The 16,006-nt window shown below is 62.1% G+C and carries 12 protein-coding genes and 1 riboswitch; of the genes, 1 reads left to right on the top strand and 11 read right to left on the bottom strand.

Annotation, left to right across the window (positions count from 1 at the left end; all coding sequences use genetic code 11):
* Window positions 1–61 precede the first annotated feature (61 nt).
* Window positions 62–2,653 carry a phenylalanine--tRNA ligase subunit beta gene (locus tag IPM84_10140; protein MBK9093126.1) on the bottom strand — a complete coding sequence of 864 codons (2,592 nt, stop codon included), beginning with the start codon at window positions 2,651–2,653 and terminating at the stop codon, window positions 62–64.
* The gene (gene pheS / locus IPM84_10135; GenBank protein MBK9093125.1) at window positions 2,653–3,684 is read right to left on the bottom strand and encodes a phenylalanine--tRNA ligase subunit alpha; all 1,032 of its coding nucleotides are present in this window, start codon (window positions 3,682–3,684) and stop codon (window positions 2,653–2,655) included. Before pheS ends, IPM84_10140 begins: the two co-directional genes overlap by 1 nt.
* 536 nt (window positions 3,685–4,220) lie before the next feature.
* On the opposite strand from pheS, the gene IPM84_10130 reads away from it, so the two are divergent.
* Window positions 4,221–6,671, top strand: a complete 2,451-nt coding sequence (locus IPM84_10130) for a hypothetical protein (GenBank protein ID MBK9093124.1) — start codon at window positions 4,221–4,223, stop codon at window positions 6,669–6,671.
* A 111-nt stretch (window positions 6,672–6,782) separates the two neighbouring features.
* Here IPM84_10130 and IPM84_10125 read toward each other — a convergent pair whose 3' ends face one another.
* The 9 genes from IPM84_10125 to IPM84_10085 all read right to left on the bottom strand — a co-directional run bounded on the left by IPM84_10125 (window position 6,783) and on the right by IPM84_10085 (window position 15,968).
* A complete protein-coding gene (locus tag IPM84_10125; GenBank protein MBK9093123.1) occupies window positions 6,783–6,998 on the bottom strand; it encodes a dodecin domain-containing protein in 216 nt (71 codons plus the stop codon).
* Between the two features lie 169 nt (window positions 6,999–7,167).
* The gene (locus tag IPM84_10120; protein MBK9093122.1) at window positions 7,168–7,500 is read right to left on the bottom strand and encodes a DUF4351 domain-containing protein; all 333 of its coding nucleotides are present in this window, start codon (window positions 7,498–7,500) and stop codon (window positions 7,168–7,170) included.
* Window positions 7,501–7,626: 126 nt separating this feature from the next.
* A complete protein-coding gene (locus IPM84_10115; GenBank protein MBK9093121.1) occupies window positions 7,627–7,989 on the bottom strand; it encodes a DUF3467 domain-containing protein in 363 nt (120 codons plus the stop codon).
* Window positions 7,990–8,055: 66 nt separating this feature from the next.
* Window positions 8,056–8,562 (bottom strand): single-stranded DNA-binding protein, encoded by a 507-nt coding sequence (gene ssb, locus IPM84_10110; GenBank protein ID MBK9093120.1) that lies wholly within the window; start codon window positions 8,560–8,562, stop codon window positions 8,056–8,058.
* Between the two features lie 135 nt (window positions 8,563–8,697).
* Entirely contained in the window at window positions 8,698–9,759 is a 1,062-nt protein-coding gene (locus IPM84_10105) for an ABC transporter ATP-binding protein (GenBank protein MBK9093119.1), read from the bottom strand.
* A gap of 7 nt (window positions 9,760–9,766) precedes the next feature.
* On the bottom strand, window positions 9,767–11,431 hold the full coding sequence (locus IPM84_10100) for an iron ABC transporter permease (protein ID MBK9093118.1): 1,665 nt from the start codon (window positions 11,429–11,431) through the stop codon (window positions 9,767–9,769).
* Between the two features lie 63 nt (window positions 11,432–11,494).
* A complete protein-coding gene (locus IPM84_10095) occupies window positions 11,495–12,574 on the bottom strand; it encodes a thiamine ABC transporter substrate-binding protein (protein MBK9093117.1) in 1,080 nt (359 codons plus the stop codon).
* 14 nt (window positions 12,575–12,588) lie between these two features.
* Complete coding sequence (locus tag IPM84_10090) at window positions 12,589–13,239, bottom strand: thiamine diphosphokinase (protein ID MBK9093116.1); 651 nt, start codon at window positions 13,237–13,239, stop codon at window positions 12,589–12,591.
* Between the two features lie 59 nt (window positions 13,240–13,298).
* Window positions 13,299–13,425: riboswitch (TPP riboswitch) on the bottom strand.
* A gap of 29 nt (window positions 13,426–13,454) precedes the next feature.
* Window positions 13,455–15,968 carry an ATP-dependent Clp protease ATP-binding subunit gene (locus IPM84_10085; protein ID MBK9093115.1) on the bottom strand — a complete coding sequence of 838 codons (2,514 nt, stop codon included), beginning with the start codon at window positions 15,966–15,968 and terminating at the stop codon, window positions 13,455–13,457.
* Between the last annotated feature and the right edge of the window lie 38 nt (window positions 15,969–16,006).

Raw genomic sequence — 16,006 nt, 5'->3', positions numbered from 1 at the left:
CTCCAGTAAATTGATTTCTTCTCGTTACTCTGACCAGTCAGCAGGCCTGGTCAACTACTCCTCAGTTTGCCGTGCGCAGCCTGCCACCGATGGTCTCTTGCAGGTGCCGCACGATCTTGGCCCGCACCCTGGCCGCATCGGCATCGGTCAGCGAGCGGTCGGCCGCCTGATAGGTCACGCGGTAGGCCAGGCTCTTCTGCCCCGCGCCGATCTGATCGCCGCGGTACACGTCGAACAGGCGCAGGCCCTGCAACAGCTCACCGCCCGCGGCCATAATGGCTTCCGCCACCTGGTCGGCCCGTATCGCTTCATCCACGATCACCGCCAGGTCCTCCTTGATCGCAGGATACGCGGAGATGGACTGCATCTGTGCATCGGCCTGATGGGCGACGAACAGCGGCGCCAGCGCCAGTTCGGCAGCGACGACGCGCCCCTGCGCCGGCAGCTCGAAGGCTCGCCGCACGGCCGGGTGTAGTTCACCCACGATGCCGATGTCCTGATCGTTGACCAGGATACGCGCCGCACGCCTGCTGAATGTTGGATGATCTGCCGCTGTGAAGCGTACTGCCGCCCGCGGCACACCCATGCGTGTCAGCAAGGTTTCCACCACCCCCTTGAGGTCGTAGAAATCGAGTTCCTCAGCGCTTGCCCCCTGCCACCAGGCCGGCGCGCGTGGCCCGGCCATCACCAGGCTGACATGGCGCGCTTCGTAGGGCAGCGCCGCGCCGGCCAGCGGCCAGTAGACGCGGCCGATCTCGAACGCGGCCCAGCGCTCGCGATAGCGCAGATTGGCGGCCATCACCTGCAGCGCGACCGGCAGCAGGCTGGAGCGCAGCACGCTGCGTTCCACACTCAGCGGATTTGCCAACTGCACGCTGTCGGCCGGTCGCAGCAGGCTGGGCAGCAGGTAGCCGGCCGTGGCCTGCGCTTCTGTCCAGCCGTCACCGCTGCCGGCCGCCGCTAACAGGCGAGCGTTGTCACCCTCGCTGATCAGCGGATAGTTGATCGTATCCTGCAAGCCGCAGCCGGCCAGCAACGTGCGGATCGCCTCTTCGCCTTCGATCGGCCAGTTGTGCCACTGCTCCGGCAGCGCCGAGGCCAACAGGGTGGCCGGAATTTTATCATAACCAATGCCACGCGCCACTTCTTCCACCAGGTCGGCCGGAATTTCCAGGTCGAGCCGGTGCCAGGGCACCGTGACGCGCAGCGCGCCGGGGTCGCCAGGCGTCAGTTCAACCCGGCACTCCATCGCCTCCAACGTGCGCAGCAGATCGGCTGACGCCACGGGCATGCCCAACAGCCGTTCCACCTCTGCCTGGGTCAGTTCGATGTGGATGTCGCGCTGGCGCCGGGGATAGGCATCCTGCACACCGGCCGTCACCTCGGCGCCGGCCAGGTCGGCCATCCACTGAGCGGCGCGGCGATTGGCCAGCGGCGCCAGGGTGGCCGGGATGCCGCGTCCAAAGCGAGTTGAAGCCTCGCTGAACAGCTTCAGCGCCTGCGCGGTGCGCCGGTTGTTGATGTTGTTGAAGCAGGCCGATTCCAGCAGCACGTTGACGGTCCCTGCGTTGACTTCCGTCTCCTGCCCGCCCATGACGCCGGCTACGGCAATCGGCCCCGCGCTGTCCGCGATCAGCAGCATGTCGGCGGTCAGCGCCCGATCTACGTTGTCGAGGGTGGTCATGCGCTCGCCAGGTTGGGCGCGGCGCACGTGGATCGTGGGCAGCGTCTGACCGCTGCGCTGTGCCCGCGCCAGCAGCGCGTCGTAATCGAACGCGTGCAGCGGCTGGCCCCATTCCAGCATCACGTAATTGGTAATGTCCACCACATTGTTGATGGGGCGCTGGCCGGCGCGGCGCAGACGGTCCTGCAGCCAGGCCGGGGACGGCCCGATCTTGACATTGCGGATCAAGATTGCCGTATAGCGCGGGCACAGGTCAGGCGCTTCGATGACAATCTGGCAAAATGGCTCCGTCACCGGCGCCGGATCGGGCACCTCGGAGGGCGCCACCTTGCCTGCAATCTCCTGCAGCAGCGGCTGATCGCGTTTGAGGGTCAACGCCTCCAGCGCGGCCACTTCACGCGCAACGCCCAGCATGGAGAGGCAGCGGCCCAGGTTGGGCGTCAGTTCGATCTCCAGGATCGTGTCGCCCAGGTAATCCACCAGCGGCATGCCCACCGGCGCATCGGCCGGCAGGATGATCACCCCGTCATGGTTGTCGCTCAGGCCCAACTCCTTTTCGGAGCAGACCATCCCCTCCGAGCGGACGCCGCGAATTTTGCCGGGCTTGAGGCGCATGACCTTCTTTTCCGCGCTGTGCCCATCAATCAGCCGCGCGCCGCTGATGGCAAAGGGCGACTTCAGACCCGGATTGGCCTGGCCCTTGTACGGGAACAGATTGGGCGCGCCGGTGACGACGGTCATCGCCGCGTCGCCGCCGTAAACCACGGTTGCCAGCACCAGGCGGTCCGCGTCCGGGTGCGGCTCGATGCGTACGATTTCGCCGACGAAAATTTTGTCGCGCTCCCACTCCGCGCCGATGCGCTCGATGCCTGCCACCTCGATCCCCGCCAGGGTCAGGCGCTGCCCCAGCTCCTCGGCGGACAGTTGGATATCTACATAATCACGTAACCAGTTCAGTGGTATTTTCATCAGAACTGCTCCAAGAATCGTACATCGTTCGAGAAGAAGTAACGAATGTCGTCAATGCTGTGTTTGAGCATGGTGATGCGCTCTGGCCCCATGCCGAAGGCGAAGCCGGTGTAGATGGCGGGGTCGTAGCCGCCGTTGCGCAGGACGACAGGGTGGACCATGCCGGCGCCGCTGATCTCCAGCCAGCCGCTGTATTTGCACAGACGACAGCCGCGACCGCCGCACAGGATGCAGTCCATGTCCACCTCCACGCCTGGCTCCACAAAGGGGAAGTAGGAGCAGCGGAAGCGTAACTGCCGGCCTTCGCCGTAGAGTTGATTGGCAAATTCCTGCAGCGTGCCTTTGAGATCGGCCATCGTGATCCCTTTGCCCACCGCCAGCCCTTCCACCTGGTGGAACATGAATTCGCTGCGGGCAGTGACCTGTTCGTAGCGGAAGCACTTGCCCGGCAGGATGACGCGCAGCGGCGCGGGTGCGAACTGGCGCATGGCGCGAATCTGCCCAGGCGAGGTGTGCGTGCGCAGAAGCACGGCTGGGTCCTTCGTGTAGAAGGTGTCCTGCATGTCGCGCGCCGGATGATCGGGCGGGATGTTCAGCAATTGGAAATTGATCTCATCGAGTTCCACATCGGGCGCGTCGTAAACCTGGAAGCCCATCTGACCGAAGATGGCGTAGATGCGGCGCAGCACCGCGTTGCTGGGATGGATGCGCCCCAGGCTGGGCGGCCGGCCGGGTAGGGTGACATCCACCGCTTCGGCTGCCAGCGTGGCCGCGATCTCAGCCTGTTGCAGCGCCTCCTGATGCGCGCTGAACGCGGCTTCCAGGCGATCCTTGACGCGGTTGGCCTCCGCGCCGGCCGCGGGACGCTCGTCGCGCGGCAGTTGACCCAACCCGCGCAGTGCATGGGTCAGGCTGCCCTTGCGCCCCAGCACCGCCACACGCCAGCCCTCCAGGCCAGCCGCATCGTGTGCGACCGCCAGCGTGGCCAGCGCGCCCTCTTCGATGGTTTTGAGTTGATCGAGCATCTTCAATCCTTTCCTCTTTTGGCCGCTTTTTGGCAACAAAAAACCGCACGTGTCAGGGACGACGTGCGGTCAGGCACATTCCGTGGTACCACCCTGGTTGAGGATCAGCCAGGCTGATCGCTCCGCTCAAGCCGGCGAACGGGGTTTACCGGCGGCCCGTGTAACGGTGGGCATCCGGGGCGAACTACGCGCCGGTCAGGTGACCGGTTTCCCTCACCCGGCTCAGGAGCGAACTTCCGTGGAGGCGCACCCGGTTGAGCTTACAGCCTATGGCTCAACCTCTCTGAGAGTCGCGGTTCCGCGTACTTTTCTCCATCACAGCCATTGTTGGTGTCAATGCAATTGTGGCGTGATTATCGCCGAAAGGGCAGGGTTTGTCAAGCCGCGCGGCTTACAAACAGACGACAGCCGTTTTTCGGCCTTTGTTGCCGGTTCAGGGATGAGGTGGTAGAATAGCTGTACTGGTACGCGGCCAAATGTCGTGATTCATGCAGCGCCCCATGTGATGCGATCGGAAGTGCGCTTCGATGAGGAGGTGAACCATGTCGGTGCAACGTTGGCAACTACTGTTCGTGGTCAGCCTCTTGACCATTGGTTTTCAGGCCACGCCGCCTCAGAATTCTGCACCTTCTCCGCCCAACGGCGAGCCTACAGGCGTGACGTCGCCTGCGAACCTGAATCTGACGCCCATTGCTCGCACGTGGGTGCGTTGGACTCCCTGGATGTTGGCGTTAGCGGAACATGATGGGAGCATCTGGATTGGCGGTGAAGTTGGCCTGTTGCGAGTTGACAAAACGACTGGGGTCTATCAACGCTTCACGGGCCTTGATGGTCTTCCGCTGACGACGATCGTGGCATTGGCCGAAGATCCTGCGGGGCAACTCTGGGCAGGCGGTGATGGCGGTCTGTCGCGCATGACCTCAGATGGCGCATGGCAGACCGAGACGCCAGCAAACAGCGGTCTCTACAGCGCCTGGGTAGATGGCATCGCCATCACGACAGATGGCGCCCTATGGTTGAGCCACGGCTTACCCGACTCTGTTGTCAGCCGTCGCAACCCGGATGGCTCCTGGTTTACATATCCGAACCGATTTGCGGTCGTGGCGGAGGAATACGCAAACATTCTCACAACACGGAATCGCAACCCGCTGTGGACTGTGGCAGGTTCAGAAATCTGGGTTGGGTATTGGGTATTCGATGGCACACGCTGGGCTTATCGTTTGCCTTCGTCAACGCAAACGGTAGGGCTGCCTGTTGGTACGAGACCGACCTACTCAGATGCGGATTCGATACCTCGTTCGATGGATGTAGAAAGCAACGGTCGTGTTTGGATCCTTGAGAGCGATCAGCATAGGATCGCTTCCTGGGAAGGCGATCATTGGTTGTCACATCCCGTTTCCTTCCCGTTCCACGGCTCTGTGCAGCTACTCACGGTAGCATCGGATGATAGAGTGTGGATTGCATTCATCAGGGACACGAACCCGTACGGGAACGAATGGGCAGGAGTAGCGCCTCTGGGCAGTTCCTTACCGATCGTTGGACGATCAGGCCCGGTCAGGGCGCTCTTGCCAACCGCAGACGGCGTCTGGGCTGCCGGGCCAGCGTGGTTCAAGATGGGTAATGACACCGTCGTTGATCTTCGCGGCCTGCCAGCGCGCCTCTGGGTCAACGGCGTCGCTGTCGGCGGGGATGGCAAAGTATGGATTCACTCAGAAGTAGGTGGATCGAACACCTATGGCAACCTGCAAGGCCTCGATGATCGCGGAACATCATCGTTGTTGGACGATCGCTGGCAGTATGCAGATACCGATCTGGAAGTGATGGAGCTAACCGCAATGGCTGGCGGACCAACGGGTGATGTTTGGGTCGCCAGTGGTACGCGCTGGCGTTATTGGTTCTCCTTCAACGAGTTGCTGCGCCTGTACAACGGCGCGTGGTATCCGAGCGGCAGACCTTCAGGCAACTACGAGCGCCTGACCAATATCTTTGTCCAGGATGAACGTCATGTATGGTTTGTTAGCAATGGCGATGGCGTCTATCGCCTCGACGATGGCGGCACACCGACGAGTACGGCGGACGATGATTGGACTCACTACGAATTACTCACCGTTGATAGCAATGGTATAGTGGCGGTGGACGCGCAAGGCTACCCCTGGTACGGAGACAATACCGGACTTTATCGCTATGAAGGCTCTGACTGGCGCATTGTTAGCGATAACATTTCCGTGTGCGGTCTCGTACCCTCCACGGCCGGTCCCCTCTTTGTTTTTCGTCACGATGACCACGGCGTTTGCCAACCGTCGCATCATGACATGCTGTATGTCATGGCCGATGGAACAATTCAAATCGGGCCGTTGAGACAAATCTTCCGCGATCATCCTGAATGGTTGCGCACAACCACCCGACGCAATCAACTCTGGGCAGTAACCGCTGACGGAGGACTGTGGATCCGCTTCTATTCCTCCTCCCAGTCAGAAACGCTCGAGTATTTCGACTCCAGGGGACGTTCGCTGGTCTACCCCTGGCCGCTCGATAGCCACTTCATTCCATCGCTGGAAGTGGATCCTCACGGTCATCTCTGGGTGTTGGTATTTAGTCAGATCTGGCGCTTCTCGCCCACGCCTGATTTTGGCTTGAACCAACTGCCAACCGCCTGGTTGCTACCGCCAGATACAGCGACGCAACGCCGGGTTAGCATCGAAGCACAGGGAGGTTGGGCAGAGCCAATCAGCGTAACGGTCCGCGGATTACCGGCCGAGTTGACGTTGGCGCCGACTCCGGCCATTGTGCAACCTGGCGAAGTCTTTACCCTGACGCTGACAAGCGCTCCTTCGATAGCGCCAGATTCCTACCCAGGTTTTCTTGTTGCCACCAGCGGCATTCTATCGCATACCCTTCCGTTTACCGTTACGATCAGTAACCAGCTTTGGGAATGGTATTTTCCTGGTATTGGACCTGATGCAAACATGCAGAAACGCACAGGGAAAAACTGATGCTCATACAGTTACATCGTACCGGTTGATTTCGGGACGCAAAACGACGCACCTTCACAGGTGCGTCGTTTGGTGTTGGGGGAAATTCGGACAGGCGATCCTGACTCCGGCCTAGTCGCCGGACTCGTACTTGAACGACACCTTCAGCTTGGCGCGATAGGCAACGATCCTGCCTTCGTCCAAGTGCATGTCCAACTGCACGACCTCGGCGATGCGCAGTTCGCGCAGGCTCTTGGAAGCCGTCTCGACCGCGTTAGTCGCGGCTTTTTCCCACGACTCACTGCTCGTGCCAATGAGTTCTATAACCTTGTACACACTCTCAGCCATGATGTTCTCCTTCAAGGGGCTGTGTGAATACGCACGGGTAAACTCGCAACCTCTGTACGCAACCGGCTTCAGCGGCCGTTTCATCAGAGGTTGTATTGTTATTATACGCCAATGGGCGTGCTTTTTCAATTACCGCGCCTGGAGCGGCGCGTCCAGCGGATCGCGCCGCTCACATCGGCGATGGGTTGACCTTATCGGTGTTGGCAATGAGCGTCGTGACCACGGCTGCTACTTCGGGCAACGCCTCCGCACTCAGCGCCACATCCAGTAAGATAGGCAGGTGCGGGCTGGGCAAGCCGCAAATGGACGCCGTCAGGTCAGCAGAAATCATACCGAAGCGTCGGTTCAACACACGCAACACCATTTCTGCCTGACCCTGCTGCACGCCTTGCTGCACGCCTTGTTGCACGCCTTGCTGGATTCCCTGCTGGATTCCTTGCTGGATTCCTTGCTCCAGGCCTCTCTGCATCCCCATTCGTTCGACACTGGTGATGTACGGCATCTGTTCTGCCTCCTCTAGCTCAGCGACCTCTCGCCAAAAGATCTCATCCAATCCCTGCGGTAATTGTATCACCCAATCAATGAACCGATAACTGGACACATTGGAAAGGCCTGGCGGCCTGTTTACTTACCCTGCACCAGGTTCGCTTGACTCATTACCCACCTTCCACTGCACGCCGCCCAGGAATCCCTGGCTGGGGTCGAAGTCCTGCGGCGTTTTGATCTCGCCAAAACGGCGCTCGTAGTTTACCAGGTTTTCAGACAGGGCGCGCAGGAGCAGCTTGGCGTTCATTGGGGTGAGCATGACGCGGGCGCGCACTCGTATCTGCTGTGGTGTGTTGGGCATCAACTGTCCGAAGTCAATCATCACCTCCGACGGTGCATGGTTGATGATGGCAAAGTTGGAATAGACAAGCTCAAGGTTGCTGGGAACTTCCACGTTGAACTGGCGCGCAGGCTGCGGCGCCTCCGGCGGGCGATTGGCTGACATAGTCAACTCCTTGTAAATCACGGCCCGATCAGATGACCGGGCCGTGGTTCTTGCGGCAAATGCCTGTTAGAATGGGATTTCTTCGTCGTGGATTTCAGGCGGCGGCGGGCCAAAGCTGCCCGGCGCGCCAGGTGCAGTCGAAGCCGGACGCGGCGCTGCACGCTGCGGAGCCGCATTGTAGGCGCCCCCACCGCTGCCGGCACTAGCGGCACTAGCGCCTGTCCCCGCGCCGGCGACCGGCGCGTCTGTGCGGTTGCCCAGGAAGCGCACGTCACGTGCGGTCAACTCCAGCGACGCCCGCGGTGTGCCATCCTGCGCCATATAGGCCGAGGCCTCGACTTCGCCTTCGATTAGCACCATGCGCCCTTTGCTCAGGTACTGACTGCATGTTTCGGCCAGTTGCCGCCAGGCCGTGACGCGAAACCAGGTGGTTTTGTCCTGCAACGAGCCATCCTGCAGCTTGACTTTGCGGTTGACGGCGACGCTAAAACTGGTGACGGGGACGCCGCTGGGGGTGTAACGCATGTCCGGGTCGGAACCGAGGTTACCGACGATCGTGATCTTCTGCCACATCGTTCTGTGTCCTTTCCGGTCGTAATGTGCTCAATCCAAAGTGGCCCATCTGCCACCGTGGCAGCAACCTGTATTGTAGGGGAAACGGCGGGAGTTGTCAAAATAGCACAGGTGTTCGTGTGAATTGCATACTGCTCACGCCAGGATCAGCGTGAGCGCGCTGGGCGCCAGGGCCAGGCTGAGATGGGCGCCGCCCATCACTGCTTCGGCCAGCGGCAGTTCCAACTGGAGGGGCGTTGCCAGCCCTTCAGCCTGGAACTCGATGGCGTAGTGACCGCCGCGGAAGGTGCGCCGCAGCACCTGGCCATGGACGATGTTCGGCCCTGACGCGCGGATGGGCACGATGGCCGCGGCTTCCGGCCGGATCAACAGCATGACCGCGTCACCAGCCTGCGCCGCGTCGCTCAAGGCCGGAGAGAGCCGCAAGGGGCCGAGGTCGGTCTGCAGCACTGCGCCCTGGGGGCCAACCGCCCAGCGTCCGGCGATCAGATTGCTGAGACCCAGGAACTGGGCCACGAAGCGGTTGGCCGGTTGCTGATAGACCGCCTCAGGCGCACCGCGCTGTACGATTTGCCCCTGGCTCATGATGAGCACCTGGTCGGCGATGGCAAAGGCCTCCTGCTGGTCGTGCGTGACGTAGAGCGCGCTCAGGCCCACCTGCTTGAGTATGGTGCGCAGTTCGCCCAGCAGGCCGGCGCGCAAGGTGCGGTCGAGCGCGCCGAGCGGTTCGTCGAGCATGAGAAACTGGGGCTGCGGCGCCAGGCTGCGTGCCAGGGCCACCCGCTGCTGTTCGCCGCCCGATAGTTCATGCACGCGGCGCTGGCCGTAGCCCGGCAGGTTGACGAGCGTCAGCATCTCAGCCACGCGCCGGCGCCTATCAACCGGCGCCAGGCCCTGCATGCGCAGGCCAAAAGCGACGTTGTCGGCCACGTTGCGATGCGGAAAGAGGGCAAAATCCTGGAACATCAGCCCGAAGCCGCGGCGATGCACCGCCACCCCCGCCAGGTCCTGACCGGCGTAGCTGATCGTGCCCTGATCTGCCTGTTCCAGCCCGGCCACGATGCGCAGCAGCGTCGTCTTACCGCAGCCGCTCGGCCCCAACAGGCAGGCGATTTCCCCGCTTGTCACGGTCGCCGAAACTTCATGCAGCACCCGCGTCGGCCCAAACGCCTTCGATACCCCATCTATAATCAACATGTCTCTCCTAAAACTCCCCCACTTCCTCATATCTCACCCGCTCCAGAAGGATGAAGCCGGCGGCGCAGACGAGCATGAGGAGAGTGCTGGCGGCCAGGGCCTGGCCGTAGTTTTGCGCGCCTGGTTGGCCCAGGAAGCGGTAGATGACCAGCGGCAGGGTTGGGGTCTCTGGCCGGGCGATGAGCGCGGTGGCGCCGAATTCGCCCAGGGAGACGGTGACGGCAAACACCGCGCCCACGATCAGCGCCGGCGCCAGCATCGGCAGGTCAACCTCGCGCCAGACACGGCGCGGAGAAGCGCCTTGCACCGCGGCCGCTTCACGCAGGTGCGGGTTGAGGCCGCGCAACACCGGCAGCAGGCTGCGAATGACGAACGGCAGGGCCACCAGGGTGTGGGCCAGCGGCACCAGCAGAGGCGAGGCGCGCAGATTGAGCGGCGGTGCGTCCAGGGCGACCAGGAAGCCCAGGCCGAGGGTGACGGCCGAGGCGCCCAAGGGCAGCATGAAGATCGGGTCGAGCCAGGCGCTGACGCGCAGGCGCGGGCGGGCCAGCAGGTAGGCGCTGAGCACGCCGAGGATCAGCGCCAGGGCCAGCGTCAGCAGGGCGAAGATCAGGGAGTTGCGCATCGCGGCAACCGGCGGCACAAAGAGGATGGATTGGCGTTGATTGATGAACAGCGCCTGGTAGTAGGCCAGGCTGACGCCGCCCGGTGTGCTGACAGAGCGCACGATCAACGCGGCCAGGGGGGCCAGAAGCAGCCAGAAGAGCAGCGTGATGCCGCTGCCTACCACGGCGAACTGGCGCCAGCCGCGGATGCGACGCTGCGTGGCCTGCTGTGGCTTGAAGTTGAGCACCACGACGTTGCGGGCTTGCATGCGGGTGTAGAGCGCCATGATGGCGAAGGTGAGAACCATCTGCACCAGCGCCAGCGCCGCGGCCATCGGCAGGCGAAACAGGTTGACCGCCTGCCGATAGATTTCGACCTCCAGGGTGGCGAAGCGCGGCCCGCCCAGGATCAGGATGACGCCGAAACTGGTGAAGCAGAAGAGAAAGATCAGCAGGCCAGCCGCGGTCAGCGAGGGCAGCAGCAGGGGAAGTGTAATCTCGCGGAAGGCGCGCCAGCGACTGGCGCCCAGCACGGCCGCGGCCTGTTCCAGGCGCGGGTCCAGGTTGGCCCAAAAGCCGCCCACCATGCGCAGGACGATGGTGGCGTTGTAGAAAACGTGCGCCAGCAGGATCATCCAGATCGTCTGCTGGAGCTGCAGCGGCGGTTGGCCCAGGTGCAGGGCCTGCATGAGCCAGCGGTTGACGGCGCCGTTGGGGCCAAGCAGCGCGCTGAAGGCCGCGGCCACTACCACCGTCGGCATGACGAACGGGATCGTGCTCAGCGCCCGCAGCAGCGTCTTACCGGGAAAGGTGTAGCGGGCGAAAACATAGGCCGCGGGCAACCCCAGGGCCAGGGTCAGCAGGGTGGAGATGACCGCTTGCCAGGTGGTGAACCAAAGCACGCGGCCATAGTAGGGCTGCTGCACCAGCGCGGCCAGGGGCGCCAGGTCGAGTTTGCCCTCCGGCGCCAGGCTGAGGCGCAGAATCTCGAACAAAGGGTAGAAGAAAAAGACGGCCAGGAACGCCAACGGCGTCCATGATACCCAACCCAGGTTCCATTTTCTCATCTCCGATCTCCAATCTCCGGTCTCCAATCTCCGCTCTCCAATCTCCGGTCTCCAACCTCCACCCTACCTCAGCACCGCGGTCGTCCACGCGTCAAGCCAGGCCTCGCGCTGCTGGCTGATCGTCTCCGCGGGCAGGCTGGCGGGCGTCTCTGGTAGCAGGGCAAACTGTTGAAAAAGATCGGGCAGCCTGGCCGTGCGGTTGGCGGGGTAGACGAACATCTGCAAGGGAATGTCCTCCTGGAAGGCCGGGCTGAGCATGAAGTCAATCCACTTGGCGGCCAGGTCACGGTTGGGCGTGCCCTTGAGGATGCCGGCGAATTCGATCTGGCGGAAGCTGGCGCCGGCGGGCAGAATGTTGCCGGTGAGCGGCGTTGTCAACGCGCCTTCGCTGAAATAGACCTCGGCGGCCGGGCTGGTGGCATAGCTGACGACGAGGGGGCGCGGGCCTTTGCCGCTGCTGCCGCTGAACTGCGTGTAGTACGCGTCCTCCCAGCCGTCGCTGACTAACACGTCGTTGGCGCGCAATCCCTGCCACCAGGCCAGGTAGTTGTCCGGACCAAAATGTGCGATACTGGCCAGCAGAAAGGCCAGGCCTGGCGAGGAAGTAGCCGGATTTTCGACCACCAGTAACCCCTTGTATGCCGGTTTGACCAGGTCTTCCAGCGTCTGCGGCGCAGGGATCTGCTTGTCAGCAAACCACTGCTTGTCGTAATTCAGGCAGACGAAGCCAAAGTCAACCGGCAGTAGACGGAACTCCGGGTCGAGCTGCAGATCGGCGGGGATGTCGGCCAGAAGCGGGGATGGGTACGGCTCGAAGATGCCGCTGTTCAGCGCACGGCTGAGGAAGGTGTTGTCCACGCCGAAGAAGACATCGGCCAGCGGGTTGCCCTTGCTCAGGATGGCCTGGTTGAGCGCACTGCCGGCGTCGTTGGCCTTCAGGATTTTCACGGTGGCGTTGTTGGCTGCCTCGAACTGCTTGATGATGGCTTCACTGGCGGCAAAGCTGTCATGGGTCATGATGGTCAGGATGCGCGGGGCAGGCCCCGATGTGCCTGGCGGGGTTGTTGCGGGCGCACAGGCCGCAACGGTCAGCACGACCAGCAGGACGGCGAGCAGGGAGGTCGGTAAAAATTGCTTGAGCATGTCCGTTCTCCTCGTTAGATTGATGCATTCTTTGTGATGTGTACAACGAGCAAGAGACCGTGCTCGATGTAAAGTTCAGCGGAGGGGCCGCACAGCACATTGCTGACGCCACGTGCCACGCCCAGGGGCAGGGTCGCCGCAGTCAGCGGCCATTCAACGTGGTGCGCGGTGACCCCCGTGGCATCACCGCCGATTGGAATGAGGGACAGAGTGTCGCCGGGCTGGCCGGCGATAGTGAGCGGATGCCCAGGTCGCAAGAGACGCACGCTTTGGCTGCCGTCCACCATGCAGACATCCAGCGCGGCCAGATCAACGCGGGTGAGGAGGAGAAGATTGGCCAGGGTATGATCAATGCGGCCGCCCAGTACACCGACGATGACGATGATGGTGGCGCCGGCCTGCAGCGCGTGGTTCAAGGCCAGCTCCAGGTCGGTCTCATCCTTGCGGGTGGGCATGATGATGAATGGGCTGCCCTGAGCAGCCAGGACGACTTGTGCAGCTGCCGGCAGCGAATCCAGGTCGCCGATCACCAGGCTGGGCCGCCAACCCCAGCGCAGGCAGTGCGCGGCGCCCAGGTCCGCGCCAATAACCAGGTCACCCGGTTGGGGCCGTAGCCCAGGTGGTCGTATGACCTCCGGGCTGCCGGCAACGATAATGGCTCGCATGCGTTCCTCGTTTCTCGATGCGCACAAAAAAGACCGCCTCACCTGAATGAAGCGGTCTCATGCGCCATAGCTGCATCTCCCTACGCCGGCATTATCCAGGTCAGGTTCAAAGGGTCGAAGTCAGTGACCGGATGGCCAGGGACTTCCTCTCAACCGGGCTTACTCCCAGCTCCCCATCGTGTAGATTGGTAACGTCTGCTGTCGCTGTGCGGCCCCTAGGCCAGGACTGGCTCCAGTAGTTGCTCAATGACAAGATCGTCCAGCACGCTTGGCAAGGCGGGCGTGGAGGCAATCACCTTGAACTCGATTTGCTTGGTCTCCGGGTTGTAGTCGGCGAGCACGCAATCGCCGGGGCCGAATCGTCCGGCCAGGACACCCTCACTCAGGGGGTCATCGAGTAGGTTCTGAATCGCGCGACGCAGCGGGCGCGCGCCGTAGTCGGGATCATAGCCGATGTTGACGATGAACTCTTTGGTTGCCTCGCTGACCTGCAGGGTGATGTTGTGCTCGCTGAGCTGCCAATGCACCCGTTTCATTTCCAAGTCAACGATGTCGGTGATCTGCGGCTTCGTCAACGCCCGGAAGACCATCACGCCATCAATGCGGTTGAGGAACTCGGGTCGGAATGTCTTCTTGAGGTCTGCCGTCACCCGCTCGCGCATGGATTGGTACTCATCCTCAACCTTCTTCTCTTCATCCCGGTTTGGGATGAAGCCCAGGCTGGTCGCGCGCTTGATCAATTGTGCGCCCACATTGGAGGTCATGATGATGATGGTGTTGCGGAAGTCCACGCGGCGGCCCTTGGCATCGCTCAAATGCCCATCTTCCATGATCTGCAGGAGCATGTTGAACACTTCAGTGTGGGCCTTCTCGATTTCGTCGAGCAGGATGACCGAATAGGGGCGACGGCGCACCGCCTCGGTCAGCTGGCCGCCTTCTTCATAGCCAATGTAGCCGGGCGGCGCGCCCACCAGGCGGCTGACATTGTGCCGCTCCATGAACTCGCTCATGTCCAGCTTGATGAGCGCTTCGTCGCTGCCAAACAGGAATTCGGCCAACGTTTTGGCGAGCAGGGTCTTGCCAACGCCGGTGGGGCCGAGGAAGATCAGAGAGGCGATGGGGCGTTTGGGGTCCTTCAGCCCGGCGCGTGCGCGGCGCACAGCCTTGCTGACCGCTTCGATGGCCTCTTGCTGCCCCACGACGCGCTGGTGCAGTTCGCGTTCCATTTCGAGCAGGCGCGCCGATTCTTCGCCGGCGATGCGCATCAGCGGGATGCCGGTCCACATCGAAACGACCTCGGCAATGTCTTCGGCCCCGACCTTGGGGCGGTTGTCCACATCTTCCCAGCCCATGCGCAACTGGTCAAGCTCATGCCCCATCTCCACCTCGCGGTAATGCAGGTCAATGGCTTCATCATAGCGCTGCGTGTTCAGGGCTGCGTCTTTTTCTTTCTGCAGGGACCTCAGGCTGACGAAGGTCTCGCGCAGGCTGCGCGCAAAGGGCGCCTTATACATGCGCACGCGGCTGGCCGCCTCATCAATGACATCAATGGCCTTATCGGGCAAGAAGCGGTCCACCACATAGCGCGCCGCCAACGTGGCTGCGGCGTGGATGGCGTCTTCAGTGATTTCCAGTTTGTGATGGGCCTCGTAGGCGCCCTTGACCCCGCGCAGAATCTCAACCGTCTCTTCGATGGTTGGCTCGAATACCTGCACCGGCTGGAAGCGCCGTTCCAACGCGGCGTCACCTTCGATGTAGCGGCGGTATTCATCGAGCGTGGTGGCGCCAATGCACTGTAATTCCCCGCGTGACAGGGCCGGTTTGAGGATATTGGCGGCATCCACTGAGCTGCCGGCCGAGCCGGCGCCAACGAGCATGTGTACTTCGTCAATGAAGAGGATGTTGGCGCTGTGCTTGATCTCTTCGATCACCTTCTTGAGTCGTTCTTCGAACTGGCCGCGGTACATGGTGCCGGCCACCAGGGAACCGACATCGAGCGTGAGCACGCGTTTGTCGAGCAGCAACTCTGGCACGTTGCCTGCCACGATGCGCTGGGCCAGGCCCTCGACGATGGCCGTCTTGCCCACGCCTGGTTCGCCGATGAGTGCCGGGTTGTTCTTGGTACGTCGGCACAGAATCTGAATGACGCGCTCGATCTCTTTCTCCCGGCCAATGACCCGATCGAGTTTGCCTTCTTCGGCTTGCGCGGTCAAGTCCATGCCCAGTTGATCGAGCATGGGCGTCTTGCGTTCGGTTTTCTGTTTTTCTTTGGTGATCTGAGTTTGGCTTTGCAGGAGACTGCGTGCGGTCTGGGTGCGCACCTTGTCCAGGCTAACGCCCAGGCTGCGCAGCACATTGACTGCGATGCCGTCACCTTCACGCACGAGGCCCAGGAGGAGGTGTTCGGTGCCGATGTAATGATGCCCCAACAGGCGTGCTTCATCAACGGCCAGTTCAATCACGCGCTTAGTGCGGGGGGCCAGGATGGGTTTGCCGGTGATTGGGCGATCGCCACGGCCCACGGTGCGCTCGACGGCGCGCACCACATGGTTGGTCTCCACGCCCAGCTCCCCCAATACCTTGACGGCGACGCCGTTTTCTTCGCGCACCAGGCCTAACAGCAGGTGCTCGGTGCCGACGTAATTGTGATTCAGGCGCTGCGCTTCATCGTGCGCTAATTGCAGCACACGACGTGCGCGCTTGGTAAACCGATCGAACTTGTCTGCCATGGTGGCAATTCCTTTGGCCCATCAAACAAAAACAAACC

It is taken from the genome of Candidatus Amarolinea dominans (assembly GCA_016719785.1).
In the GTDB taxonomy this organism is placed as follows: domain Bacteria; phylum Chloroflexota; class Anaerolineae; order SSC4; family Amarolineaceae; genus Amarolinea; species Amarolinea dominans.
This window is presented reverse-complemented; position numbering and strand designations above follow the sequence as displayed.

Coding starts and splice junctions, on each gene's coding strand:
- IPM84_10085 (MBK9093115.1), bottom strand. CDS start 15,968: ATGGCAGACAAGTTCGATCGGTTTACCAAGCGCGCACGTCGTGTGCTG.
- IPM84_10140 (MBK9093126.1), bottom strand. CDS start 2,653: ATGAAAATACCACTGAACTGGTTACGTGATTATGTAGATATCCAACTG.
- IPM84_10125 (MBK9093123.1), bottom strand. CDS start 6,998: ATGGCTGAGAGTGTGTACAAGGTTATAGAACTCATTGGCACGAGCAGT.
- IPM84_10120 (MBK9093122.1), bottom strand. CDS start 7,500: ATGCCGTACATCACCAGTGTCGAACGAATGGGGATGCAGAGAGGCCTG.
- IPM84_10130 (MBK9093124.1), top strand. CDS start 4,221: ATGTCGGTGCAACGTTGGCAACTACTGTTCGTGGTCAGCCTCTTGACC.
- IPM84_10115 (MBK9093121.1), bottom strand. CDS start 7,989: ATGTCAGCCAATCGCCCGCCGGAGGCGCCGCAGCCTGCGCGCCAGTTC.
- IPM84_10105 (MBK9093119.1), bottom strand. CDS start 9,759: ATGTTGATTATAGATGGGGTATCGAAGGCGTTTGGGCCGACGCGGGTG.
- IPM84_10100 (MBK9093118.1), bottom strand. CDS start 11,431: ATGAGAAAATGGAACCTGGGTTGGGTATCATGGACGCCGTTGGCGTTC.
- IPM84_10095 (MBK9093117.1), bottom strand. CDS start 12,574: ATGCTCAAGCAATTTTTACCGACCTCCCTGCTCGCCGTCCTGCTGGTC.
- ssb (MBK9093120.1), bottom strand. CDS start 8,562: ATGTGGCAGAAGATCACGATCGTCGGTAACCTCGGTTCCGACCCGGAC.
- IPM84_10090 (MBK9093116.1), bottom strand. CDS start 13,239: ATGCGAGCCATTATCGTTGCCGGCAGCCCGGAGGTCATACGACCACCT.